Origin of the sequence: Olleya sp. AS48, from assembly GCF_038900355.1 — a bacterium.
Lineage (GTDB): Bacteria > Bacteroidota > Bacteroidia > Flavobacteriales > Flavobacteriaceae > Olleya.
On the sequence record NZ_JBBMRD010000013.1, the window covers coordinates 1 to 24,365 of the forward strand.

The window sequence follows — 24,365 nt, forward strand, 5'->3', positions numbered from 1 at the left end:
GGAGAACCTGCTCCAGTTGGAGCTCCTGTTCCAGCTGGTTGAACAACTACTTCCCAAGCAGCTTCTGTCCCTCCTAAAGTCCAAGATAAATCTACAGATGTAGATGTTATACCTGCTGCTGTAATAGCAGATGGATTTGGACAATCCGTGTTAAATATTGAAACATCGTCAAAAGCAAAACCGTCATCTTGACCTGATCCATCAGAAGCAAAAGCAAATCTAAAGATTACATTTGTCTGACCAACTAATCCATCTAATGCATGATTAACATTAATCCATCCATTAGACCCTGTACCATTACGACCAGTCCAACCTTCTTGTTGTCCTCCTGGACTACCGTTAATAGTTCCATCATTGTACCAGTTTGGATCACCTAAAGCGCCAACATTCTGCCAAGATGTTCCTCCATCTATTGAACTTTGGAATACAGCACCATCCCAACTAAATTCAGCCTCGTACCATATATTAAATGATACTGTTGGCGCAGTTAAAGAAGACAAGTCAAACACTGGACTCGTTACAAATGAATCGTCATTTGCGCTATAAACATCTGTTAAGTTAGTAACCCATGAGTTTGCACCTGAAGCTGCACTATTTATTACTACTGCAGCTGGCAGACCAAGTGCCCAAGTACCATTATTGGTATTGTCGGCAACCCAACCACCATCACCTGCTTCAAAATCTTCTGAATAAGGGTAAGTTGTAATTTGTGAATTAGCTTGCCATCCTATAAATAGTAGTAGCAAAGCTAAAATGAACGTAGTTTTTTTCATTAGTTTGAGAAATCGTTAGTTAATTTAATCACCTAAACTAAAAAAAAAACAACGTGAAAAACTGTTAAAAATGCTATTATAGATTAACTGCTAATTTCATCGATAAAGCGTGTTAAAATAAGCAGTAAATGCCTACAACAGCTAAGGTGCAGGGTTTGGAATTATGGCATGAATATTTTCTATCTGTTCCATTAATTCTTCATTTAGTGTTAAATTTATAGAATTAATATTTTCTTTTAACTGAATTAAGCTTGAAGCACCTATAATATTACTAGTTACAAATGGTCGACGATTTACAAATGCTAACGACATTTGGGCCAATGATAGATTATTTTGCTCTGCTAATTCTAAATATTTTTTTGTTGCTAGCGTAGATTGCTCACTACTATATCTTGCAAATCTTGGAAACAATTTTAATCTAGAATTATCTCCAGCAATCCCTTTTACATATTTTCCTGACAACACTCCAAATGCCATAGGAGAATACACTAATAAACCAATATTTTCTCTTAAAGATACCTCAGCCATATCTCCTTCGAAAACACGGTTTAAAAGCGAGTAAGCATTTTGGATGGTTACTGGTCTTGGTAAGTTATTAGTTTTAGCCTCTTCTAGATAACGCATGGTTCCCCAAGCTTTTTCATTGGACAAGCCAATCTCTCTAATTTTTCCTTCTTTTTTCACTTGGTTTAAAGCTTCTAGAACTTCTTTAAAATTATCTATCCAAGGATCCTTTGGGTTATGCTTGTAGTCTCTTACTCCAAAGGTATTGGTTTGACGTTCTGGCCAATGTAATTGATACAGATCTATATAGTCTGTTTGTAATCTTTTTAACTCTAAATCTACAGCCTCTTTAATTGATTCTGCTGTAAAGCCTGTTGTACGTATATGGGCTGTATAATCTCCTGTTCCTGCTATTTTTGAGGCTATAACTACATCTTCCCTTTTTTTGTTTTTTAACCATGTCCCAATAATCTTACTTGTTCTACCTGATGTTTCGGCTGTTGCTGGAACAGGATACAGCTCTGCTGTATCAATAAAATTAACACCTTGCTCCACTGCATAATCTAATTGTGCATGACCTTCGGCTTCGGTATTTTGATTTCCAAAAGTCATTGTGCCTAAACATATTTTACTGACTTTTATGTTTGTATTTGGAAGTGTTGTGTATTTCATCGATTTGATTGTTTAGCTTTTAAACAAATATAAAAAGACCTTTAATTATTGTTAGTAATTAAAGGTCAAATGTTTGTTAAGGTTTGCGTTAAGGATAGAAGTGGCATCCTTTTTTTGCTGCCATATATGGCAAAAAAAGATATAACGGATAGCCTGACCCTTGTGGTAACGCGCTTAAATTAATTATTTAACAGGTTGGTAATCTTGTCTAATTTTGGTGTTAAAATAACCTCGATACGACGGTTTTTAGCCTTACCTTCTGCTGTTGTATTTGGTGCAATTGGAGCAAACTCGCCACGACCTGCAGCTGTTAAGTTATCCGCTTTAATATTTGTATTTTCTTGTAGAATGGTTACAATTGCTGTGGCGCGTTTTGTTGACAAGTCCCAGTTGTTACTTATGTTTCCTTTTGGTGGATATGGTGCGTTATCTGTATGTCCTTCTATCAGTACTGAGATTTCTGGGTTATCACCTAATACGGTTCCTAATTGTTGTACTGCCTTACGACCTTGTGCTCCAACTGCCCAACTACCTGACTCAAAAAGTAATTTGTTTTCCATAGAGACGTAAACTTTACCGTTGCGTTGCTCTACAGTTAGTCCTTTACCTTCAAAGTCTGTTAAAGCACTTGATATTGCATTTTTAAGAGCTGTCATTTCTGCTTCCTTGGATGCTATAATGCTTTCTAGATCTGCTACACGTTGTGAGCGTGCTTCTAACTCTTTTTTAAGCTGTGCTAGTCTCGCGTTTTCTGCAGCTAATGCCTGCTCTTTAGTTTCTAATTGCGCTAATAACTCTCTGTTTTTTTGTGTGTTTGCAGCAATTGCAGAACTGCTATTAGCATCTAACGCGTCGTAAGAGGCTTTTAGTGCATCATATTTATTTTGTGCTACTGCATAATCTGTTTCTAGTTGGTCACGACGTTTGACTGCGTCGTCATATTTTGCCTGTAGCTGTGCTAAATCATTACTAGCTTTATTTTTAGCTTTTAACAAGTCATTGTTTTCATCTTTTAGGTTTCTGTTTTCTTTTTTTAAGGTTGCATATTTACCTTCTAACTCCTTATACACTTTTGGAGAGACGCAACTGGTTGCTATAAGCACTAATAGGATTACTGAAATTCTGTTTTTCATTGTTATTATTTGGGATTATGATTCAATTTCGACTAAAATAGGACAATGGTCACTATGTTTAGCTTCTGGTAATATAACTGCTCTTTTTATTTTTTGTTGTAATGGTTGGCTAACCATTGCATAATCTAAACGCCAACCTTTGTTATTAGCTCTTGCATTTGCACGATAGCTCCACCAAGAATACTCTTGACGCTCAGGGTTTAAATGCCTAAACGAATCTATAAAACCTGAATCTATAAAATCGCCTAACCACTCACGCTCTTCTGGTAAAAAACCAGAAACACCTTTCATTTTAGGATTGTGGATATCAATTTCTTCATGACATATATTGTAGTCTCCACAAACTACTAAATTGGGTAACGTATCTGTTAATTTATTTAAATACTTTTGGATTAAATCCATGTAATCAAACTTATGCTCTAATCGTGCAGCATTGGTACCAGAAGGCAAATACATGCTCATAATTGATAGGTTATCATAATCCACACGAAGATTACGTCCTTCAAAATCCATAGACTCTATTCCTGTACCATACTCTATATGATTAGGTTTTGTTTTACACAATACAGCGACACCACTATAGCCTTTTTTTTGAGCGCTAAACCAGTAATTATAATGGTAACCAGCGTCTTTAAACAAATCTAAATCTAACTGTTCTTCCATTGCTTTTATCTCTTGCAAACAAATCACATCAGGATTGGCGCTTTGTAACCAATCTATAAATCCTTTGTTGATTGCTGCTCTAATTCCGTTAACGTTATATGAGATAATTTTCATGTGTATTAGTTTGTTGTTTTTGTTTATTACCTAACTTTTTAATAAGCTAGTATAGTACTAAAAATTTTTGTTTCTGCTAAATTAAATAATGCTTTACTTTTACAAGATGAATTACGCCATTTTTACTGAAAAAATATTAACAAAATAATCTAGTTATATTGGTGTTATAGATATAGATGAAATTAACCATTACTTGTTTTTTTATTTTCTTCGGAATTTTTGCGTTTGCGCAAGAACAAACTAATGGGTTAAACCGAAAAGTTTTTGCTACTAGTAAAACCATCATAATTGACAGTGTAAGTATTAACAACATTGGTTTTAAAATTGAAACCAAAGCAGGTGCTGTTATAGACACAAGTTATTATAAAGTAGACTTTGGAAAATCAACACTTACATTTTTAAAACCTATTACCACAGATTCTGTAATAATAAATTACCAAAGTTATCCTGAATTTTTAACCAAAACCTACAAACAGTTTGACAAAAGTGTTATAGTTGAAAACACAGACAACATAAATAAACTAGTCCAACTAACACAACCTAACACGAACAACAGCTACAAACCGTTTGATGGTTTAACAACCTCTGGAAGTATTAGTCGTGGTGTAACTATTGGTAATAATCAAAACTCGGTTTTAAACAGTGAGCTTGATTTACAAATTACAGGAAAACTAAACGATAACGTCTCGCTTCGTGCCAGCATACAAGACGCCAATATACCTTTACAAGAAACTGGTTACTCGCAACGTTTAGACGAGTTTGACCAAGTCTTTTTAGAATTATTTTCTGACGATTGGGCTATTCGTGCTGGAGATATAGATTTAATTAATGACCAATCCTACTTTGCATCCTTTACTAAGCGCGTGCAAGGACTACAAGTTAAAGCTAAATTTGGAGACGACGACCAACAGACTAACGTATTTGCATCTGGCGCTTTAGTGCGTGGTCAATTTACCAATTATCAATTTACTGCTCAAGAAGGTAACCAAGGTCCTTACAAACTGCAAGGTCCAAATGGCGAATTATTTGTACTAATTGTATCTGGTAGCGAAACCGTTTATGTAAATGGTGTAGCATTAAAGCGTGGCGAAAACGAAGATTATATTATAGATTATAACGCAGGCGAAATTATTTTTAATGCCACTTACCCAATGACATCCGAGATGAGAATTAGCATAGATTTTCAATACTCTGAAAGAAATTACTCTAGAATTGTAGCTTATGGTGGTGCAAATCATGAAAGCGAAAAACTAAAATTAGGCGTTTCAGTGTATTCTGAAAATGACTCAAAAAACAATCCATTACAACAAAATCTATCACAAGAACAAGTGGCAATTTTAAGTACTGCAGGAGACGACTCACAACAAATGGTTGCCTTGTCTGAAGTACCAGAAACCTTCAACGAGAATAGGATTTTATACAAAAAAGAAGATTTTAATGGTGACACTATTTATGTGTTTTCTAACAATCCAGACGACACCTTATTTGGTGTTACGTTTACATTAGTTGGAGACAATCAAGGCGATTATATATTGTCTTCTAGCAATGCTATAAATAACATTTATCAATTTACGCCACCTATTGCAGGTGTAAAACAAGGTAATTACGCACCAATTGTACAATTAGTAGCGCCAACATTACTACAAATAGCTACCGTAAACGGAGTTTATCAACCTACCAAAAAGACAAAAGTTGGTTTTGAAGTTGCTGCCAGTAAAAACGATCTAAACCTATTCTCTAGCCTAGACGATGCCAACGATAATGGCTTAGCTACCAAATTAACAGTAGAGCAAAACGTAATAAAAAATGATAGCTTATGGAATGTAAATGCGGTTTTTGATGCAGATTATATTCAACAAGATTTTAAAACTATACAACGTTTGTATGCTCCAGAGTTTAATCGTGATTGGAATTTAAGCCAAGACAATTCAAACCTACTAAATGTCAACCTTGGCAACCAAGCATTAATAACTGCAGGATTACAAAGTTATCACTATAAAAAAGGTCAAATCAATTATAATTTTCAGTATTTAAATTATTCCGAAAATTTTAATGGAAACAAACATAATCTTAACGCCAATTTAAACATTGGCAATATACGATTAAACACAGCATCTAGCATATTAAAAGCAAATGGGACAAAAAACTCTTCTAAGTTTTTCAGGACCTATAATAAAGCCATATACAACTTAAAAAAACAATGGATTGGAACAGGTTTTTCTGCAGAAGAAAACAAAGAACGTATTAACCAAACACAACAATTTACCAATTTGACCCAACGTTTTACTGCTTATGAAGCTTTTACAGGTATTGGTGATAGTACAAATGTCTACGCAGAAGTTGGTTACAAATACCGTGTAAATGACAGTTTACGTAACGGAAAACTAGATCGTGTAAACAGCTCAAACACATATTATTTAGACACTAGATTACTTAAAAACGAAAAAACAAATCTGTCTTTGTATGTTAACTACAGAACTTTAAAAAATGAAGACCAAGAGCAACCAAACGAAAACTCATTAAACTCTCGCTTATTATTTAATCAGCGTTTTTTAAAAAATGGTATTATTTGGAACACCGCTTTTGAAACTAATTCCGGAACCTTACCACAGCAAGATTTTACTTATGTGCAAGTCGAACCTGGTCAAGGTGCGTATACATGGATAGATTATAATGAAAATGGAATCCAAGAACTTGAAGAGTTTGAAATAGCGCAATTCCAAGATCAAGGTGAATATATTAGAGTCCTTTTACCTAATCAAGTTTTTATTAAAACACATCAAAATAGGTTAAGTCAAACCCTTACCCTAAACCCTATTGATTGGGTAAACGCAGAGAGTAAAACCAAAAAAATATTTTCTAAGTTTTATAATCAAAGTAGTTATTTAATAGATCGAAAAATTATACGTGACGATGCTGATTTTGACTTAAATCCATTTAAGCAAGGCGAAGACAACCAACTAGGACTAACACTTAATTTTAGAAATGTATTGTTTTTTAATCGCGGAAAACAACGTTACACCACGTCTTACACCTATTTATGGAATAGTAGCGAAAACACACTAAGCTTCGGATTTATAGAGAATAATCTTAAAAGTCATCAGTTAAATTTTATACACAAAATTAAAAACAGTTGGCTAGCGACTTTAACCTCTGCTTTAGAGCAACAATTTAGCAACAGTGAAAACTTTAGCAGTAAAAACTTTGATATTGACACCAATAAACTCAACCCTAAATTATCTTATTTATTAAACGACAATGTGCAGTTTGATGTGTTTTATCAATTTACAAACAAAGACAATACTATTAATAATCTAGAGACCTTAAAACAACAAAAATATGGTCTTTCTTTTGCATATTCTCCAAAAGGGAATGCGCAAGTTGGTGCCATTTCTGGCGAATTTAATGTTTTTAACAACACCTTTGAAGGTAACGCTAACAGTCCTGTCGCTTTCCAAATGCTTGAAGGTTTACAACCCGGAAAAAACTTTACTTGGACCTTATTAGCACAAAAAAAACTAACCAAATTTTTAGATTTAAACCTAACGTATTTTGGACGTAAAACTGAAACTAGCAAGACCATCCATACAGGAAACGTGCAACTAAAAGCTTATTTTTAAGACATTTGTAACTTTTGTTACCATAAGACGCATCTAATTTTGTAAATTTGATTGTTATTATGAGCAAAATTTTAGCAATCACCTATTCACTTTTGATTCTCGTGCAGAGTTTCAACATAAACTTGGAAGATATTTCCAAATTTAGTGTGTTGCTAGAGCATGCCGAATTTCATGAAGAAATGTATGGTGATACATTTTTTGAGTTTTTAGCCGAACATTATGGAGACGCTAGAGACAGTCATGATAATGACCATGAAGAACACGAAGACCTTCCTTTTAAAGACAGTCATCATATGTGCACACACATCAACACCTCTTTTATAGGTCTTGCAAACAACTTCGAAATTAACTATCAAGAGTTTATAGAAATCCCTTTTAACTTTCATTACAACGAAACAATAACAGACGCTGTTAAAACTTCTATTTTTCAGCCACCCAGAGCTGCATAATTCAATTTAGATCTTAATCCTATTTACTTAAAATAGGCATTTTATTATTTCTTAATTTTTATGAATTATGTTAGAAAACATCATAAAATTCAGCTTAAAAAACAAGCTGATTATATTCCTATTTACAGCCTTTATTGTTGGCTTCGGTATTTTCTCATTGACCAAAATACCCATTGGTGCTGTTCCTGATATTACCAATAATCAAGTACAGGTTATTACTACTTCGCGCAATTTATCTACACAAGATGTCGAGCAATTTATAACCTATCCTGTAGAGCTTGAAATGGCTAATTTACCAGGTGTTGAAGAGATCCGATCGGTTTCAAAATTTGGGTTGTCTGTGGTAACCATCGTTTTTAATGACGACATGGGAACCTTTTTACCAAGACAACTTATTGCCGAAAAAATAAAATCGGCTTCCGAGAAAATACCTGAAGGTTTCGGTACTCCAGAAATGGGACCAATAACTACTGGTTTAGGCGAAATTTACCAATACATTTTAGATGTAAAACCTGGTTACAAAAACAAATATTCCACAACAGATTTACGTACCATCCAAGATTGGATTGTCAAACGTCAATTATCAGGAATTCCTGGAGTGGTTGAAGTGAATACTTGGGGCGGATTTTTAAAGCAATACGAAGTTGCTATCAACCCAAACAAACTAACTGCAATGAATATTTCTATTGCAGAAATTTACGACGCTTTAGAAAAAAACAACAGTGTTTCTGGAGGTGGTTATATCGAAAAAAATGAGCAAGCCTTTTTTATTCGTGGTGAAGGTTTAGTAGGCTCTTTAAAAGATATTGAGAACATAGTCGTTAAAAATGATGGCGCACCAATTTACATTAAAGATGTTGCTAATGTTGGTTTTGGAAGTGCAACACGCTTTGGAGCCATCACAGGAAATGGTGAAGGCGAAAAAGTATTAGGACAAATCATGATGCTCAAAAATGGTAACTCTAAAGAAGTTATTGACACTGTGAAGGAGCGTGTCGCGTCAATACAAAGTACATTACCAGAAGGCGTATATATAAATGGCTTTTTAGAACGAAGCGAACTGATTGGAAAAACCACATTTACCGTTGCCGAAAACTTAATTCTAGGATCATTAATTGTCATTTTTGTGGTGGTTTTATTACTTGGTAATTGGCGCTCTGGATTAGTGGTTGCTTCGGTTATACCGTTAAGTTTATTGTTTGCAATAATTTTAATGCGTCAATTTGGAGTAGATGCCAATTTAATGAGTTTAGGTGCTATCGATTTTGGAATTATCATTGATGGCGCAGTTATTATTGTCGAGTTTATTGCGTTTCAAATTATGTCGAAAGCAGCGCATCTTTCAGAAATTAACAAAACAGAAAAACAAGCCGAAATTGACCAAATAACACTAAAAAGCGCGTCAAAAATGATGAATTCTGCCATTTTTGGGCAATTAATAATCTTAATCGTGTTTATTCCAATCTTGTCTTTAAGTGGCATTGAAGGTAAAATGTTTAAGCCTATGGCAATGACTTTCAGCTTTGCTTTAATAGGAGCAATGATTTTATGTTTAACCTATGTTCCTGTAGTGTCTTCTTTGTTTCTAAAACCTAGTAAGCAGTCTGCAAAAAACATTTCTGTTAGATTAATGAAATTTCTAAATAGAGGCTACACACCAATTATAAACTGGGCGTTGTCCAACAAGAAGATAGTCATCGTGTTATCGGCAATTTTACTAGCGTCAAGCATTTGGATTTTTAGTAAAATGGGAGGCGAATTTGTACCCACTTTAGACGAAGGTGATTTTGTTATTCAACCTGTTTTAAAAACCGGAACTTCCTTAGGAAAAACGATAGAAATCACGACAAGAATTGAGCAAATTCTTTTAGACAACTTCCCTGAAGTAGACCAAGTAGTGACACGAATTGGCGCTGCAGAAGTACCAACAGACCCAATGTCTATGGAAGAAAGTGATGTTATTATAAAACTGAAACCTAAAAAAGAATGGACCTCTGCAAAAAGTAAAGATGCATTAGCAGATAAATTTAAAGAAGCCTTAACCGTAATTCCAGGAATGGAAGTAGAATTTACCCAACCTATAGAAATGCGCTTTAACGAGCTAGTAACTGGTGTTCGTGCTGATGTGGCTATTAAAATTTTTGGAGAAAATTTAACCGTTTTAGCAAACAAAGCTGATGAGATTAAAAACCTAATTGAAAATGTGGAAGGTGCTGCAGATATCTCAGTCGAAAAAGTAGAAGGCTTACCACAAATGAGTGTGAAATTCAACCGAAGTAAAATTGCACGTTACGGACTTAATATTTCCGATTTAAACGATGTTATTTCCATGGGATTTGCTGGTAAAACCGCAGGTAGTGTTTTTGAAGGCGAAAAGCGTTTTGACTTAGTACTTCGACTTCAAGAAAATAACAGAAAAAACATTGAAAGTCTTCAAAACTTATATGTCGATACACCCAATGGAAATAAAATTCCGCTTAGCGAATTAGCAGAAATTAGCTATACAACTGGTCCTGCTCAAATATCTAGAGACGACACCAAACGTCGTATTGTAGTTGGTATTAACGTTAGAAACCGAGATTTACAATCTGTTGTAAACGACGTGCAACAAATTATAGAAAGCAAGTTAAAACTACCTGTTGGTTACAACATTACTTATGGTGGACAATTTGAAAACTTACAAAGTGCAAAAGACCGTTTATTAGTGGCAGTCCCTGTAGCTTTAGTCTTAATATTTATTCTGCTTTATTTTGCATTTAACTCGGTTAAAGAAGCTCTTATTGTATATTCTGCAATCCCTCTATCTGCAGTTGGTGGTATTCTTTTATTATGGGCTAGAGATTTACCTTTTAGTATATCTGCAGGTGTTGGTTTTATTGCCCTATTTGGAATTGCAGTACTAAACGGAATTGTATTAATCGAGCATTTTAAAGAACTTAAAGCTGAAGGTTATAGCAATATAAACGAACGTATTAAAAAAGGAACCACAGAACGTTTACGACCAGTTTTACTTACCGCAGCAGCTGCAGCATTAGGTTTTTTACCTATGGCTATTTCTACAAATGCTGGTGCAGAAGTACAACGTCCTTTAGCAACGGTTGTTATTGGTGGTTTGGTTACTGCAACTTTACTAACCTTAGTAGTATTACCCGTTTTATACGCTTGGTTTGAAGAAAAAAAAGAACTTAAAATGAATAAAAAATCAATAGCTACAATACTTATTTTGCTATTTACTTTTAGTATTCAAGCACAAAACAAACCCTTAACTATAGAAGAAACTTTAGCTGTAGCAATTGAAAACAATGCGAATTTAAAAGCTGAAAACTTAAAAATTGACCAATCAAATGCTTTAGTTGGATCTGCTTTTACCTATGATAAAACGAGTGTTTATTATAATTATGACGAAAGTAATTTAGCAATAAACAATGAGCCTCTTAAGGTTTTTGGAATCTCACAAGATTTTAAATTCCCAACGGTTTATTTTGCTGAAAAGAAAGTAAACAAATCTAAAGTAAGTTTACAAGAAGCAAATTTTAGTTTGCAATTACAGCAAATAAGAAAGCAGGTTTATGCTAATTATTACCAATTAAGTTATGCTAAAAACAAAGCCAAAAACTATAAATATTTAGACAGCTTGTATAAAGATTTTGCACAAAAAGCAAAGCGTCGTTTTGAGTTAGGTGAAACTAATTATCTAGAAATGATAACTGCACAATCCAAACAGAAACAGTTGGAAACACTCTATAAACAATCACTGCAAGAAGTTATTTTATACAACCAGCAACTTAAAAAAATGGTGCAAGTAGATTCTATTACTATTGAAGATGGTTTGCTCCAAAAACTAGAAGTAGCGCAATTATCTGTTAATCAAAATGTGGGATTATCCATTTTTGATGCGACTATTAATTATCAAAAAGCACAAACTAAATTAGAAAGACAAAGCTTACTTCCAGATTTAAATGCGGAATATTTTCAGGGTACAAATAGCACTCTAAACGACAATATAAAAGGCTATCAATTAGGTCTTAAAATCCCTGTTTTATTTGGTGGTCAACGCTCTAAAATTAGAGCTTCAAAAATCGCACAAGATATTATTGTCGAACAAAAACAAGATTATCAAGTTAAATTAAATGCAGAATACCAATCGTTATTGGCAAAGCTTCAGCAGTACGAAGACGCTATTAATTATTATGAAACGCAAGGAAAAACCCTTTCCGAAGAAATTATAAAAACAGCAAATAGAACTTTTAAAGAAGGTGAGATCGATTTCTTTCAATACATCCAAAGTTTAGAAACCGCAAAAGATATTCAGCTTAGCTATTTAGAGCAATTAAACCAATACAACCAAACCGTAATTACCATCAATCACTTAACACTATAAAGAGATGAACAAGATATATATCCTATTATTTTCGCTGGTTTTAGTAGCCTGCGGAAATTCAGAAAAAACAATAGAACTAGTTCCTGCAACAGAATCACATAATGACGACATCACCATTACAAAAGCACAGTTTGAAGGCGAAAAAATGGCTTTTGGAACATTAAAGGAATACGATTTTAATGAAACCGTAAAAGTAAACGGAATGATTGATGTGCCTCCACACAACAAATCTAGCGTTTCTACTTTTTCTGGTGGCTACATCACAAAAACACCTTTGCTAATTGGAGATAGCGTAAAAAAAGGACAACTTTTAGTCACCTTGGAAAATCCGGAATTTGTTGAGATTCAGCAAAACTACTTAGAAGTTTCAGAGCAATTAAATTATTTAAAATCTGAATTCAACAGACAAAAAACATTGTTTGAAGAAAAAATTACTTCAGAAAAGAACTACTTAAAAGCCGAAAGCGCTTACAAAAGTAACCTTGCACATTATAACGGACTGCGTAAAAAATTACAAATGCTAAACATCAATCCTAGTAGCGTGGAGCAAGGACATATTTCTTCCACTGTAAATTTACATGCACCAATTTCTGGTCATGTTACAAAGGTTAATATTAGTAACGGAACCTATGTTTCGCCTAGCGATGTTATCATGGAAATTGTAGATATTGACCATATTCACTTAGAGTTATCAGTCTTTGAAAAAGACATTATGCAAATTAAAAAAAGTCAAAAAATCCTGTTTAAAATTCCTGAAGCTTCGGACAAAACCTTTGAAGCAGAAGTGCATTTGGTTGGTACTACAATTGATGAACAAACACGACGCGTAAAAGTACATGGACACGTAGATAACGACAAGGAAAATTTTATTGTTGGGATGTTTGTAGATGCTGATATTATTATAGATAGTAAAAAAGGATTCGGTTTGCCAAAAGAAGCACTAATTGAAGTTGATAATGAATTTTTTGTTTTAATTTTAGAAGAAGAAAATACAAATGAATTTCGTTTTAAAAAGTTTAAATTAGAACTTGGAAAACAAACTGAAGACTATGTCGAAATTTTAAATTCTGAAGTTTTAAAGGATAAACAAATAGTGACAAAAGGCACAAATATGTTACTAAATAATGGCGAAGGAGGACACAGTCATTAACTATAATCATAGAGTAAACTAAATGGAAAAACACACTAACCAAGCACACAACCACAGCCATAATTTGATTTTTGGCAAAAAAACAGAGCTGTATTTTGCAATACTTTGTGGTATTTTTTTAGTGACTGGTTTTACCCTAGCAAAACTAACCGATTTACCAACTTGGGCATCGCTCTCAAGTTATATAATTGCTTACTTTTTTGGTGGTTATTTTATAACAATTGAAGCTGGAGCAAAACTACCAAAAGGCCAATTTGATATTGATTTTTTAATGATTGCTGCTGCGATTGGAGCAGCTTACATTGGCAGTTGGGCAGAAGGCGCTTTGCTTCTGTTTTTATTTAGTTTAGGTCATGCGCTGGAACATTACGCGATGAATAAGGCAAAAAAATCTATTGAAGCACTAAGTGATTTATCTCCTAAAGTAGCATTAGTAAAAAACCGGAATCAGCTTATTGAAACACCAATTGAAAATTTAAAAATTGGAGATATAATCGTAGTCAAACCAAACACTAAAATTGCAGCAGATGGTGTAATTATATCTGGAAACAGCAGCCTTAATCAAGCACCAATAACTGGAGAAAGTATGCCTGTTGACAAAACAGCAATCCCAACTTTAGACAAGTTACCTGAGTTTAAGCACATCGATAAAAAACACATTGCGTTTACAGGTACTATAAATGGAGATAACACCATTGAAGTACATGTTTTAAAACTAAGTCACGACTCCACAGTCGCGCGATTAATTAAAATGGTTAGCGAGGTAGAAACCCAAAAATCGCCAACCCAACGTTTAACCAAAAAATTTGAAAAATGGTATGTGCCAATAGTAATTATTGTAGTTGTATTATTATGCTTTGCCTACCTAATTATAGACGAAACGTTTAGCGAAAGTTTGTACAGAGCCATAACTGTTTTGGTTGCAGCAAGTCCTTGCGCTTTGGCAATATCTACGCCAAGTGCAGTCCTTAGCGGAATTGCAAGAGCAGCACAAAAAGGCGTTTTAATTAAAGGCGGAAAAGCATTAGAAGATTTAGGAAGCATTACCACAATTGCGTTTGATAAAACAGGAACCCTAACCGAAGGAAAGCCAAAATTAACCAATGTGATTGCTTTAAATAATTTTGATGAAAATGAATTTCTACAAATTGTTTTAGAGGTAGAAAGTTTAAGTAATCATCCACTAGCAAAAGCAATAGCAAAGGATATTGAAAAACTACATAATATCCAATTTAAAGGCGTTGCTAAAAATAGTGAAGCCATACAAGGAAAAGGAGTTACAGCCTCTTACAACAATGCCAAAGTGTTTATTGGGAATCTAAAATTAATGCAAGATGAAGGCATTACTGTTCAAGATTTTGTAATCACAACAATGGATGGTTTTTTACAACATGGTCATACCGTTATGTTGGTTGCTTTAAAAAATGAAGTAATAGGTATAATTAGCGTTATGGATACGCCAAGACAAACAGCAGAAAGCACATTAAAAAGGCTAAAAGCAATTGGCATAAAACGCATGATTATGCTAACTGGAGATCATCAAAATGTTGGTGATGCTATTGCACAACAAATAGGATTAACCGAAGCAAAAGGAAACTTATTACCAGAAGATAAAGTAAAAGCTATCAAAAATTTATTAGCAACAGACGGGAAAATTGCTATGGTTGGAGATGGTGTAAATGATGCTCCAGCAATGGCTTTAAGCACTGTAAGTGTTGCTATGGGAGCAGCAGGAAGTGATGTGGCTTTAGAAACCGCAGACGTCGCTTTAATGTCTGACAAAATAGAAAACTTACCTTTTGTTATTGGATTAAGCAGAGCCTCTAAACGCATTATTAAAGAGAATATTTTTATAAGTTTAGGCGTTGTCGCTATACTTGTTCCTGTTACAATTTTAGGATTAACCAATATTGGATTGGCAGTTTTGTTTCATGAAGGATCAACCATAGTGGTTGTTTTAAATGCTTTACGCTTATTGGCTTATAAGGAAGATTAATAATACTATTCTTATTTACGCAACCATTTATTGCATTTACCATCTAGTAATGGTATGGCTTTTGATAAGTTATACGCTTTAATCAATCAATCTTATTTATGAAAAAAACACATGTATTATTCGTTTTATTATTGACTTCTTTTTATGGATTTGCTCAAGAAGACATTGAAACAACTACAAAAAAAAATGAAATTTCATCAAATTTATTTGACTTAGTAGTCGCAGGATCATTTAACGTTAATTACGAACGTTATTTAGAAAAAAATCAGTCACTTTTTATTGGAGCAACGTTTTTTGACACTTATGCTTACTATGACACTGGATATATAAAAGACTCTGATGCCATTAGTCTTAAAGCAGCATATGTTATCTATTTTTCAAAGAAAAAAGATCATGCTGGTTTTTACTTTTATCCGCAAGCTAAACTTAGAACAGGAACTGTAACTGTAGAGGATTATTACTATTACGACTATATTAGTGACACTAATGTAGAAGAAGAATACACGTATGATGTAGACGGTTTTTCTTTAGGCTTTGGTATTGGTCATAAATGGGTGTTTAATGACACTTTTACGTTAGGAATTAACGGAGAAATAGCAAGAAATCTTGGTAGCATTGATGATGATTACTTAGATAATGTCGAGCCAAGATTTGGAATTAATTTTGGAATTAGATTCTAAAATTTAAATATTTTACAAAAAAGCCCAAACTGATTAGTTTGGGCTTTTTTATAAATTCCTGTTATAATACTTTACATCTTCATTAACCACTCTTTCACATCAACTTCTTTTTTGATAATGTCTTTAAGCTCTGAGATGGCAACACGTTTTTGCTCCATAGTATCTCTATGTCTAATAGTAACTGTATTGGTGTCTATAGTTTCATGATCTACTGTAATACAAAATGGTGTACCATTAGCGTCTTGACGTCTGTAACGCTTACCAACCGCATCTTTTTCGTCATAAAACACATTAAAGTCCCATTTAAGATCTTCAATAATTTGTTTAGCTATTTCTGGTAAACCATCTTTTTTAACTAACGGAAAAACTGCTGCTTTTACTGGAGCTAAGACTGCTGGTAGTTTTAAAACTGTTCTAACACTACCATCTTCTAAAGTCTCGTCCATTAATGAGTTTGAAAATACTGCTAAAAACATTCTATCTAAACCAATAGACGTTTCTAAAACATATGGTGTATAACTTGCGTTGTCTTCATGATCAAAATACTGAAGTTTTTTTCCTGAAAATTCTTCGTGTTGTTTTAAATCAAAATCAGTACGCGAGTGGATTCCTTCTAATTCTTTAAAACCAAACGGAAATTTAAACTCGATATCTGTTGCAGCGTCTGCGTAATGTGCTAATTTTTCATGGTCATGAAAACGGTAGTTGTCTTCACCTAAACCTAAAGACTTATGCCATTTTAATCTGGTTTCTTTCCAGTAATCAAACCATTCTTTTTGTGTGCCTGGTTTAATAAAAAATTGCATTTCCATTTGTTCAAACTCACGCATTCTAAAAATAAATTGTCTTGCAACAATCTCATTTCTAAACGCTTTACCTGTTTGAGCAATTCCGAAAGGAATTTTCATTCTTCCCGTTTTTTGCACATTTAAAAAGTTTACAAAAATACCTTGAGCTGTTTCTGGACGTAAATACAAATCCATTGCAGTCTCTGCTGTAGCACCAAGTTTGGTACCAAACATTAGGTTAAATTGCTTAACGTCAGTCCAGTTTCTACTTCCTGATAAAGGACAAGCAATGTCTAATTCTTCAATTAAAGCTTTAACATCTGCTAAATCTTCAGCTTCTAAAGATTTTCCTAAGCGTTTTAATATGGTATCAATTTTTTCTTGATAACCTAAAACTCTAGGATTGGTAGAAATAAATTCTTGTTTATTGAAAGCTTCGCCAAAACGTTTTTCCGCTTTAGCGACTTCTTTATCGATTTTTGCTTCAATTTTAGCACAATAGTCCTCTACTAAAACGTCTGCTCTATATCTTTTTTTAGAATCTTTGTTGTCTATTAATGGGTCACTAAAGGCATCTACGTGTCCTGAGGCTTTCCAAGTTGTTGGATGCATAAATATTGCTGCATCGATACCAACAATATTATCATTCATCTGTACCATTGCTTTCCACCAATAGTCACGTATGTTTTTCTTTAATTCTGCTCCATTTTGAGCGTAGTCGTAAACTGCGCTAAGTCCATCATAGATTTCACTACTTTGGAATACGTAACCATACTCCTTTGCGTGAGAGATTACTTTTTTAAATTGATCGTCGTTGTTTGCCATAATAGTACAAAGATAAACGATAAATAAAAGTGTACAACCAAAAATTGATTAGTCTTTTTGACAAGTATAAATAAATGCTGGAGGTGCGTTTAATGGCTCAAAACCTAATGTAATATTGCCATTAAATTTTTCTTTTAATGCTGCGTAGTATGTTAAGCTGTACTGAAACTGAAAAAAGTAGCCTTTTGAGTTTAAACTTTTAAAGGCACTATCCATAATAATTTGAGTAATTGGCTTAGGAATGTTTGTTAAAGGCAAACTGGAAACAATATAGTCTGTAGTTGTAAAACCATGTTGCTTAATTACCTCTTGTACTTTGTCGGCAGATTGTTTAGAAACAATAAACCTTGGATCCTCTATTTTTAATAAATCTTTGTAAAAGGTTTCATTAATTTCAAAGCTAATCAGCTTGGCGTCTGGTTGTAATCGTTTTAAAATCTCTTTAGTAATGACACCATTACCTGGACCAAACTCCACTATTAGTTTAGCAGTACTAAAATCTATCCCTTTTAATAGTTTTGATGCTAAGAATCTAGAGCTTGGAAACAAAGTACCTGAAGTTTTTAAGCTTTTTAAGGATTCTTTTAAAAAATTTATTTTGTTCAAAAAAGGGGTTTTTAGAGATAATATAAACGAATATAAGCTTTTTTATTATTTGATATAAAATGCTAAATTAAAACCATTATAAACGACAATGGTGCTATTTAATTATTGTTTAACTATTACTTAAGCATTATAGAGGTGCTTCCTAGTCTTGTATTATCGTAAAACACGTTTACAAAATAGACGCCTTTAGTTAAAGGCTCATCCAAATCTGTAGTTATTAATGTATTAACGTCAATAGCCTCGTTTTTATAGTCAACTTTAATTTTTTTACTAAAAATTAATGACTGCTCTCCAAACGATATTGATCCTTGGTCTGCTACAACATTATTATTAGGATTTAAAATTTGAATGTATAAATCTTTTACTCCTGTTGTTGCTAATTTATTTTTATCCAACGTAAATGATACATATAGCTTATTAGCTTTATTAGCATTTGATGTGCTTACTATGCGTTTTTTAGTAACTCGTTTTACTGCTTTTGCGTCTAAAGAGGCTATGCTTAAAAGACTTGCTTTGTCTAAAGCAGTCGACATTTTAGCGTTAGCAGTAGCCAATCCTTTATTTTTAGTAGATAAACTTGAGGTATTGTTTTTTGCTACTTTTAAGTTTTGTGTAACAGCTTCGGTTTGAGATGCTAAACGATTGTTTTCTGTCTTAAGTGTAGATACAACATTTAAAAATGCTGCATTTTCTTTTTGTAAAAGATTAATTTTAGAGCGATATAATGATAATAATGAAGCGCTTGGCTGCAATGTTTTTATAGAATCTAGAATATGCGCTACATTAAGTTTTGACTGTTGTAATTTATTACGAAGTGAATCATTATCCACCTTAATATTATCATAACGTATTACCATATCTGACAATTCGTTTTCTAATAGTTTTTTTTCTTGAGACACGTATGTTTTATAATCTACTAATTGATTATAGTTAGAAAACGTGTAAGATCCTAATATTACAAAAACAACAATCAATGAGCCTATAATTATCCTATAGTTATATGTATGAGGAAAAATTAACATGATTTAATTTTATTTTAAAAAATAAAAATATTGTTATTTATTAAGGTGTCAATTTAAAATCGATGAAGAGGTAAAAAAATTGTTTAACTCTCTTAAAATCAAAAAAAACGCCTCGTGCACTTCTGCACTTAGCGTTTTTAAATAAATGGATTAATATTTATATTTTACACTAATTAAAAGTTGTCTTAGCACTTCCAATTAATTGATTATCATGATATATAGTTATATAATATTCACCTTTTAATAAAATTTCGTTATCAGAAAGGTTAATAAAAACACATGTCTGCAAACTATTATTATTATAATTAATAACATCCAGTTGACTGTACATCAAGGAAGTATCACTAATGGTAATATCTCCTTTATAAGCAATTACGTTATTTTTAGGATCTAACACCTGAAAATATAATTCTTTTTTACCTTGTGTAGCTATGTCATTTTTAGCCACTGTGTAGCAAATATTTAGCATCTTAACGCGTTTTGCAGCTGTGGTTGTTTTAATATTACCACTGTTAGTGATACGTTTGACACCTTCAACATAGATATCACTAATACTTATCATTTTTGCTTTATCTATTTCATTTAAATAGTCAGTATTAAGTTTTGACAAAGCTCTATTTTGTTGCTTTAAAGATTTAGATTGTAACATCGTTTTATCCAATGCTTCATCAGCTAATCGTGCCTCTTCTTGTAGTACTTTATTTTCTTTATTTAATTGATTAACTAATTCTAATATTTTAGAATTTTCAAGTTTTATAGCTTGCAATTGTTTTTTGTAATGGTTTAACAGCTTAATATCTGGTGTTATATGCTTAACAGAATCCAAAATACGAATGATTTTAATCTTGGATTGCTCTAGTCTATCACTTAATAATTGGTTATTCGTTTTAAGTGCATTAAAATCCATTGATAATTGATTAAGCTCTGCTTCTATTAAAGCATTTTCATCTACAAGAAAGTTTTTATATTGATTTAAAGAGCTGTAATTATAATAACTATATAAACCAAGCGCACAAAGCATAGTTAGCAGCGCAATGATAACTAACTTAAGATTATAGGTTTGGGGTTTAATAATCATGAGTTTTAATAATTATCACTAAAATAATATAAATTAATGGAATTGTAAGAATTTTTCGATAACTTGAACATGTTTTTCACTAAAAACTAGACTATTATAGCTTTTTATATCTATTTAGTATTAATTTTTAATCCATAATCTTTAATCGTAAACATGAGTTTAAAAGCTTTAGCCAATTTGTTTTTCCCTTTGGTATGTAATGCTTGTAAGGACACTTTAACAGACAACGAATCTTTTTTATGTACCAACTGTAGACATAATCTGCCTACTACAAACTTCCATTTAACTCAAGACCCTTTTGTTAAAAACGTCTTTTATGGTCGTGCAAAAATAGAATCTGCAACCGCTTTACTACGATTTGAAAAAAAAGGAATAGTACAACATTTACTGCACCAATTAAAATATGGTAAAAATGAAGCTATAGGGACATTTTTAGGTGATTGGCTAGGCGAAGAGCTAAAATCTAACCACGAATATCAAGCTATAGATGTAGTAATTCCTGTACCATTACATCCAAAAAAAATTAAAAAAAGAGGCTATAATCAGGTCTCCAAGTTTGGTCAAAATATTGCAACATTACTTAATACAGATTTTAATGAAGACCATTTGATTAAGATTACAAATCCATCAAAATCTCAAGCGCGAAAAACTAGATTAGAACGTTGGGAATTAAACAATGAAGCTTTTGCTGTAAAAGAACTAGAAAAACTAAACAACAAGCATATCTTGTTAGTTGATGACATTATTACCACAGGAAACACCTTAGAAGCCTGTATTATAGAATTAAATAAAGCTAAAAACATAAAAATAAGTATTGCTGCTATGGCAATAGCTTAAGGCATTTTTCGTTAAACGAATAATATGTTGTTAATTTGTATCTTCATTTAAATTAGTATGCAAAATCGTTTTTTAAATTTTTGTTTTTTGTGCGCTATAGCGCTCTCTTTTATCAATTGTGCTAATAGAGGAAATATTAGTGGAGGAGAACCAGATATTACGCCTCCAAAAATTACAAAAACATTTCCTAAAAATTACTCTACAAACTTTAATAGCAAAGAGATAAGAATATATTTTGACGAGTATATTAAGATTAAAAACCTATCTAAACAGCTTATTATTTCGCCACCAATGGATATCACGCCAGAGATAACACCATTAGGAAGTTCTAGCGACTTTATAAAAATTAAAATATTTGATACTTTAAAACCAAATACCACCTATGCCTTTAATTTTGGTAATAGTATAGTAGACAACAACGAAGAAAACCCATACACATATTATAAATATGTGTTTTCTACAGGTGATTATATAGATTCTTTAAAAGTAAAAGGAAAAGTAATGGATGCATTAAACCGTACCACAGATCCTTTTATATCTGTTAATTTATATGAAGTGGATTCGACTTATACAGACTCTGTAGTTTATAAAAAAAATCCAAAATATGTAACCAACACATTGGATAGTACTACTAATTTTACCTTAGAAAACTTAAAAGCTGGAACTTATAAGTTATTAGCATTAAAAGACAATAATAGTAACAATAAGTTTGACCAAAAAACAGATAAAATTGGTTTTCATGAGGAGTATATTACTGTATCAACAGACAGTTCTGCTTTTTATGAATTAAAATTATTTAAAGAAGAAATAAACTACAAAGCTTACAAACCAAAATTAGTTTCAGGTGAAAAAATTGCATTTGGATTTGAAGGTAATGATTATAAAAACATGAGTATTGACTTATTATCTGATGTACCTGCAGATTACACGTCAAGCTACTTTAAAGATCAAGCAACAGACAGTTTAAACTATTTTTACAAACCTAAACTGGAAGTAGACTCATTAGTTTTTAAAGTTAGTTACAAAACTAAAATTGACACCTTTACGGTTAGAATTAAGGATAATAAAAAAGATTCGTTATTACTTAAAGCGACACCTAATAGTAATATAGATTTTATTGAAACTTTAAAAATTTCGGCAAATATCCCAATTACCAAATTTGATAAAAATCAAATAAGTATCATGGATAAGGATTCTACTGATGTTGCTTTTACAACCAAGTTAGATACATTGCAAAATACTATAGTGGTTTTATTTGATAAAAAAGAAGATAATAAATACAAAGTCCGCTTGTTACCAAATGCTGTAACCGATTTTTTTGACAACACCAATGACACTTTAAACTTTAACCTATCTACGGTTAAAGCATCTAGTTTAGGAAATGTACGTGTTAATATTAAAAATGGTGTTTACCCTTTGATTGTACAATTAGTAGATGACAAAAACGAGGTTAAATACGAAAAATATACTACCAAACCTGAACCCTTAGATTTCTATTTAGTTAAACCTAACAAGTATTATATAAGAGCTATTTTTGACTCCAACAAAAATAAAATATATGATACAGGAGTCTATTTAACTTCTAAAAACCCAGAGCGTGTAAGCTATTCTGAAAAACCTATTGAGGTTAGAGTTGGCTGGGAATTAATTGAAGAATTTATTCTAAAATAAAACCATCTTTATCGTCCAAGAAACGTAGTTTTTTCCTGGTAGCATCTACATGAAATTTAGTTAAAGCCACTAGCTTAACAGCTTCGGTATTTAAGTTGATATCAATCAATTTTTCACCTAAAGCATCATATACAGCAGAGTGTCCTGGATACTCAAAATTATTAGCATCCAATCCTACCCTATTTACACCAATACAATAGCTCATATTTTCTATTGCTCTTGCTTGTAACAAAGTATCCCAAGCTTTAATCCTTTTTTTAGGCCAATTTGCCACGTATAAAAGCACGTCATAATCCTCAGAGATTCTGGACCAAACCGGAAAGCGCAAGTCGTAACAAATTAAAGGTCTAATCTTAAAACCTTTGTAGTTTATTATTAGTTTTTGATTCCCTTTTTTATATACTTTATCCTCTCCTGCCAACGTAAACGTATGTCGCTTGTCATAAGTATCAATAAGTCCATTAGGATGTACAAAAACTAGTCTATTATAGTAATTATCATCCACTTTTATAACCAAGCTACCAACTATTGCTGCATTTTTTGCTTTTGCTAAGGACTGCATCCATTGTATGGTTTTACCATCCATAGCTTCTGCAACAAATTGCGGAAACATAGTAAATCCAGAAGTAAACATTTCTGGTAAAACAATTAAATCTACAGTATCAGATATTGCATTTATTTTTTCTGAAAAATTCAGTCTGTTTTGTTCAGGATTTTCCCAAACCAAATCAGACTGAATAATTGCAATATTTAATACAGTGTCCACTACTTTAATTTATTCAGTTTTTGTTCTGCCTTAGTAATATTTGATCTTAACTTTTCAAGTTTACCTTCCCATTTATCAATGTCATTAGGAGACAGCTTTCCTTTAGCTTCAAGCTTTTGATATTTTTTAGTTTCTTTTTCTAATTTAGCATTAGCTTTTTCCAAGTTGCTTTCTGCTTTTTCTATTTTAGCATTAGCCTTTTCTATTTTTTGACGCGCTTTCTCCGATTTTTTTCTAGCTTTCTCAGATCTTTTACGTTCCTTTTCTGCAGCTTTACGTTCTCTTTCTTGCGCCTTAACTTCTCTTGCTTCAGCTTTAGCTTGCTTTTCTTTTTGACGTTTTTCCTTATCTGCTGCTTTAACTGCTTTTTCTGCAGCTTTAATTTCAGCTTTCTTGGTGTCTGCCAAATTATAAATTTCTATTTTTTGAGATTCAGTTAATGTTTCAGAAACATCTTTACCATTTAAGCTAATAACTTTGTTTTTTACCACATAAGCTTGATTATCAAAAGTAACTTCTTGAGCAGTTAGTGTATGAGATACTACTGTAATTAGTAGTATTAAAAGTATTTTTATTGTCTTCATTTTAATAATAAATTAGAAAGTAAAAGTAAGGAGAATTTCCTACAAAATAATCT

At 32.4% G+C, this 24,365-nt stretch carries 17 protein-coding genes and 1 pseudogene; 8 read left to right on the forward strand and 10 right to left on the reverse strand.

The window, feature by feature from the left end:
* The 4 genes and pseudogenes from WNY60_RS14025 to WNY60_RS14040 form a co-directional block, all read right to left on the reverse strand.
* Positions 1 to 773: pseudogene (locus tag WNY60_RS14025) on the reverse strand (hypothetical protein); the annotation flags it as partial.
* A 141-nt stretch (positions 774 to 914) separates the two neighbouring features.
* On the reverse strand, positions 915 to 1,949 hold the full coding sequence (locus WNY60_RS14030) for an aldo/keto reductase (RefSeq protein ID WP_342862743.1): 1,035 nt from the start codon (positions 1,947 to 1,949) through the stop codon (positions 915 to 917).
* A 179-nt stretch (positions 1,950 to 2,128) separates the two neighbouring features.
* Positions 2,129 to 3,082: an OmpA family protein gene (locus tag WNY60_RS14035; RefSeq protein WP_342862745.1), complete on the reverse strand. Its 954-nt coding sequence runs from the start codon at positions 3,080 to 3,082 to the stop codon at positions 2,129 to 2,131.
* A 15-nt stretch (positions 3,083 to 3,097) separates the two neighbouring features.
* Positions 3,098 to 3,859, reverse strand: coding sequence for an exodeoxyribonuclease III (locus WNY60_RS14040; RefSeq protein WP_145004282.1), 762 nt, complete (start codon positions 3,857 to 3,859; stop codon positions 3,098 to 3,100).
* 176 nt (positions 3,860 to 4,035) lie between these two features.
* Between WNY60_RS14040 and WNY60_RS14045 the strand changes: the two genes are divergently transcribed.
* From WNY60_RS14045 to WNY60_RS14070, 6 genes are all read left to right on the forward strand, one after another.
* A complete protein-coding gene (locus tag WNY60_RS14045) occupies positions 4,036 to 7,479 on the forward strand; it encodes a hypothetical protein (RefSeq protein ID WP_342862747.1) in 3,444 nt (1,147 codons plus the stop codon).
* A 122-nt stretch (positions 7,480 to 7,601) separates the two neighbouring features.
* On the forward strand, positions 7,602 to 7,928 hold the full coding sequence (locus WNY60_RS14050; protein ID WP_261375375.1) for a hypothetical protein: 327 nt from the start codon (positions 7,602 to 7,604) through the stop codon (positions 7,926 to 7,928).
* A gap of 67 nt (positions 7,929 to 7,995) precedes the next feature.
* The gene (locus WNY60_RS14055) at positions 7,996 to 12,309 is read left to right on the forward strand and encodes a CusA/CzcA family heavy metal efflux RND transporter (protein ID WP_342862749.1); all 4,314 of its coding nucleotides are present in this window, start codon (positions 7,996 to 7,998) and stop codon (positions 12,307 to 12,309) included.
* Between the two features lie 4 nt (positions 12,310 to 12,313).
* On the forward strand, positions 12,314 to 13,459 hold the full coding sequence (locus WNY60_RS14060) for an efflux RND transporter periplasmic adaptor subunit (RefSeq protein WP_342862751.1): 1,146 nt from the start codon (positions 12,314 to 12,316) through the stop codon (positions 13,457 to 13,459).
* 22 nt (positions 13,460 to 13,481) lie between these two features.
* Positions 13,482 to 15,455: a heavy metal translocating P-type ATPase gene (locus tag WNY60_RS14065; protein WP_342862753.1), complete on the forward strand. Its 1,974-nt coding sequence runs from the start codon at positions 13,482 to 13,484 to the stop codon at positions 15,453 to 15,455.
* Between the two features lie 98 nt (positions 15,456 to 15,553).
* Positions 15,554 to 16,135: a hypothetical protein gene (locus tag WNY60_RS14070; RefSeq protein ID WP_342862755.1), complete on the forward strand. Its 582-nt coding sequence runs from the start codon at positions 15,554 to 15,556 to the stop codon at positions 16,133 to 16,135.
* A 71-nt stretch (positions 16,136 to 16,206) separates the two neighbouring features.
* Here the strand turns inward: WNY60_RS14070 and WNY60_RS14075 are convergent, their stop codons facing one another.
* The 4 genes from WNY60_RS14075 to WNY60_RS14090 form a co-directional block, all read right to left on the reverse strand.
* Positions 16,207 to 17,748, reverse strand: coding sequence for a glycine--tRNA ligase (locus WNY60_RS14075; RefSeq protein ID WP_339807672.1), 1,542 nt, complete (start codon positions 17,746 to 17,748; stop codon positions 16,207 to 16,209).
* Positions 17,749 to 17,796: 48 nt separating this feature from the next.
* Positions 17,797 to 18,354, reverse strand: coding sequence for an rRNA adenine N-6-methyltransferase family protein (locus WNY60_RS14080; RefSeq protein WP_145004304.1), 558 nt, complete (start codon positions 18,352 to 18,354; stop codon positions 17,797 to 17,799).
* Between the two features lie 116 nt (positions 18,355 to 18,470).
* Positions 18,471 to 19,376 carry a hypothetical protein gene (locus WNY60_RS14085; RefSeq protein WP_342862758.1) on the reverse strand — a complete coding sequence of 302 codons (906 nt, stop codon included), beginning with the start codon at positions 19,374 to 19,376 and terminating at the stop codon, positions 18,471 to 18,473.
* Between the two features lie 169 nt (positions 19,377 to 19,545).
* A complete protein-coding gene (locus WNY60_RS14090; protein ID WP_342862760.1) occupies positions 19,546 to 20,454 on the reverse strand; it encodes a hypothetical protein in 909 nt (302 codons plus the stop codon).
* 153 nt (positions 20,455 to 20,607) lie between these two features.
* Here WNY60_RS14090 and WNY60_RS14095 point away from each other — a divergent pair, with 153 nt between their 5' ends.
* Both WNY60_RS14095 and WNY60_RS14100 read left to right on the forward strand, forming a co-directional pair.
* Entirely contained in the window at positions 20,608 to 21,291 is a 684-nt protein-coding gene (locus WNY60_RS14095; RefSeq protein WP_342862762.1) for a phosphoribosyltransferase family protein, read from the forward strand.
* 87 nt (positions 21,292 to 21,378) lie between these two features.
* Positions 21,379 to 22,962, forward strand: a complete 1,584-nt coding sequence (locus WNY60_RS14100; RefSeq protein ID WP_342862763.1) for an Ig-like domain-containing protein — start codon at positions 21,379 to 21,381, stop codon at positions 22,960 to 22,962.
* Here the strand turns inward: WNY60_RS14100 and WNY60_RS14105 are convergent.
* Positions 22,949 to 23,728: a nitrilase family protein gene (locus WNY60_RS14105; protein ID WP_342862764.1), complete on the reverse strand. Its 780-nt coding sequence runs from the start codon at positions 23,726 to 23,728 to the stop codon at positions 22,949 to 22,951. The genes WNY60_RS14100 and WNY60_RS14105 overlap by 14 nt on opposite strands.
* On the reverse strand, positions 23,728 to 24,312 hold the full coding sequence (locus tag WNY60_RS14110) for a hypothetical protein (RefSeq protein WP_339807667.1): 585 nt from the start codon (positions 24,310 to 24,312) through the stop codon (positions 23,728 to 23,730). The genes WNY60_RS14105 and WNY60_RS14110 overlap by 1 nt, the downstream gene beginning before the upstream one ends.
* Between the last annotated feature and the right edge of the window lie 53 nt (positions 24,313 to 24,365).

Bases quoted from the DNA above. Each gene is read 5' to 3' on its own strand.
- WNY60_RS14030 (WP_342862743.1), bottom strand. From the start codon at position 1,949: ATGAAATACACAACACTTCCAAATACAAACATAAAAGTCAGTAAAATA.
- WNY60_RS14035 (WP_342862745.1), bottom strand. From the start codon at position 3,082: ATGAAAAACAGAATTTCAGTAATCCTATTAGTGCTTATAGCAACCAGT.
- WNY60_RS14040 (WP_145004282.1), bottom strand. From the start codon at position 3,859: ATGAAAATTATCTCATATAACGTTAACGGAATTAGAGCAGCAATCAAC.
- WNY60_RS14045 (WP_342862747.1), top strand. From the start codon at position 4,036: ATGAAATTAACCATTACTTGTTTTTTTATTTTCTTCGGAATTTTTGCG.
- WNY60_RS14055 (WP_342862749.1), top strand. From the start codon at position 7,996: ATGTTAGAAAACATCATAAAATTCAGCTTAAAAAACAAGCTGATTATA.
- WNY60_RS14060 (WP_342862751.1), top strand. From the start codon at position 12,314: ATGAACAAGATATATATCCTATTATTTTCGCTGGTTTTAGTAGCCTGC.
- WNY60_RS14065 (WP_342862753.1), top strand. From the start codon at position 13,482: ATGGAAAAACACACTAACCAAGCACACAACCACAGCCATAATTTGATT.
- WNY60_RS14070 (WP_342862755.1), top strand. From the start codon at position 15,554: ATGAAAAAAACACATGTATTATTCGTTTTATTATTGACTTCTTTTTAT.
- WNY60_RS14075 (WP_339807672.1), bottom strand. From the start codon at position 17,748: ATGGCAAACAACGACGATCAATTTAAAAAAGTAATCTCTCACGCAAAG.
- WNY60_RS14085 (WP_342862758.1), bottom strand. From the start codon at position 19,376: ATGTTAATTTTTCCTCATACATATAACTATAGGATAATTATAGGCTCA.
- WNY60_RS14090 (WP_342862760.1), bottom strand. From the start codon at position 20,454: ATGATTATTAAACCCCAAACCTATAATCTTAAGTTAGTTATCATTGCG.
- WNY60_RS14095 (WP_342862762.1), top strand. From the start codon at position 20,608: ATGAGTTTAAAAGCTTTAGCCAATTTGTTTTTCCCTTTGGTATGTAAT.
- WNY60_RS14110 (WP_339807667.1), bottom strand. From the start codon at position 24,312: ATGAAGACAATAAAAATACTTTTAATACTACTAATTACAGTAGTATCT.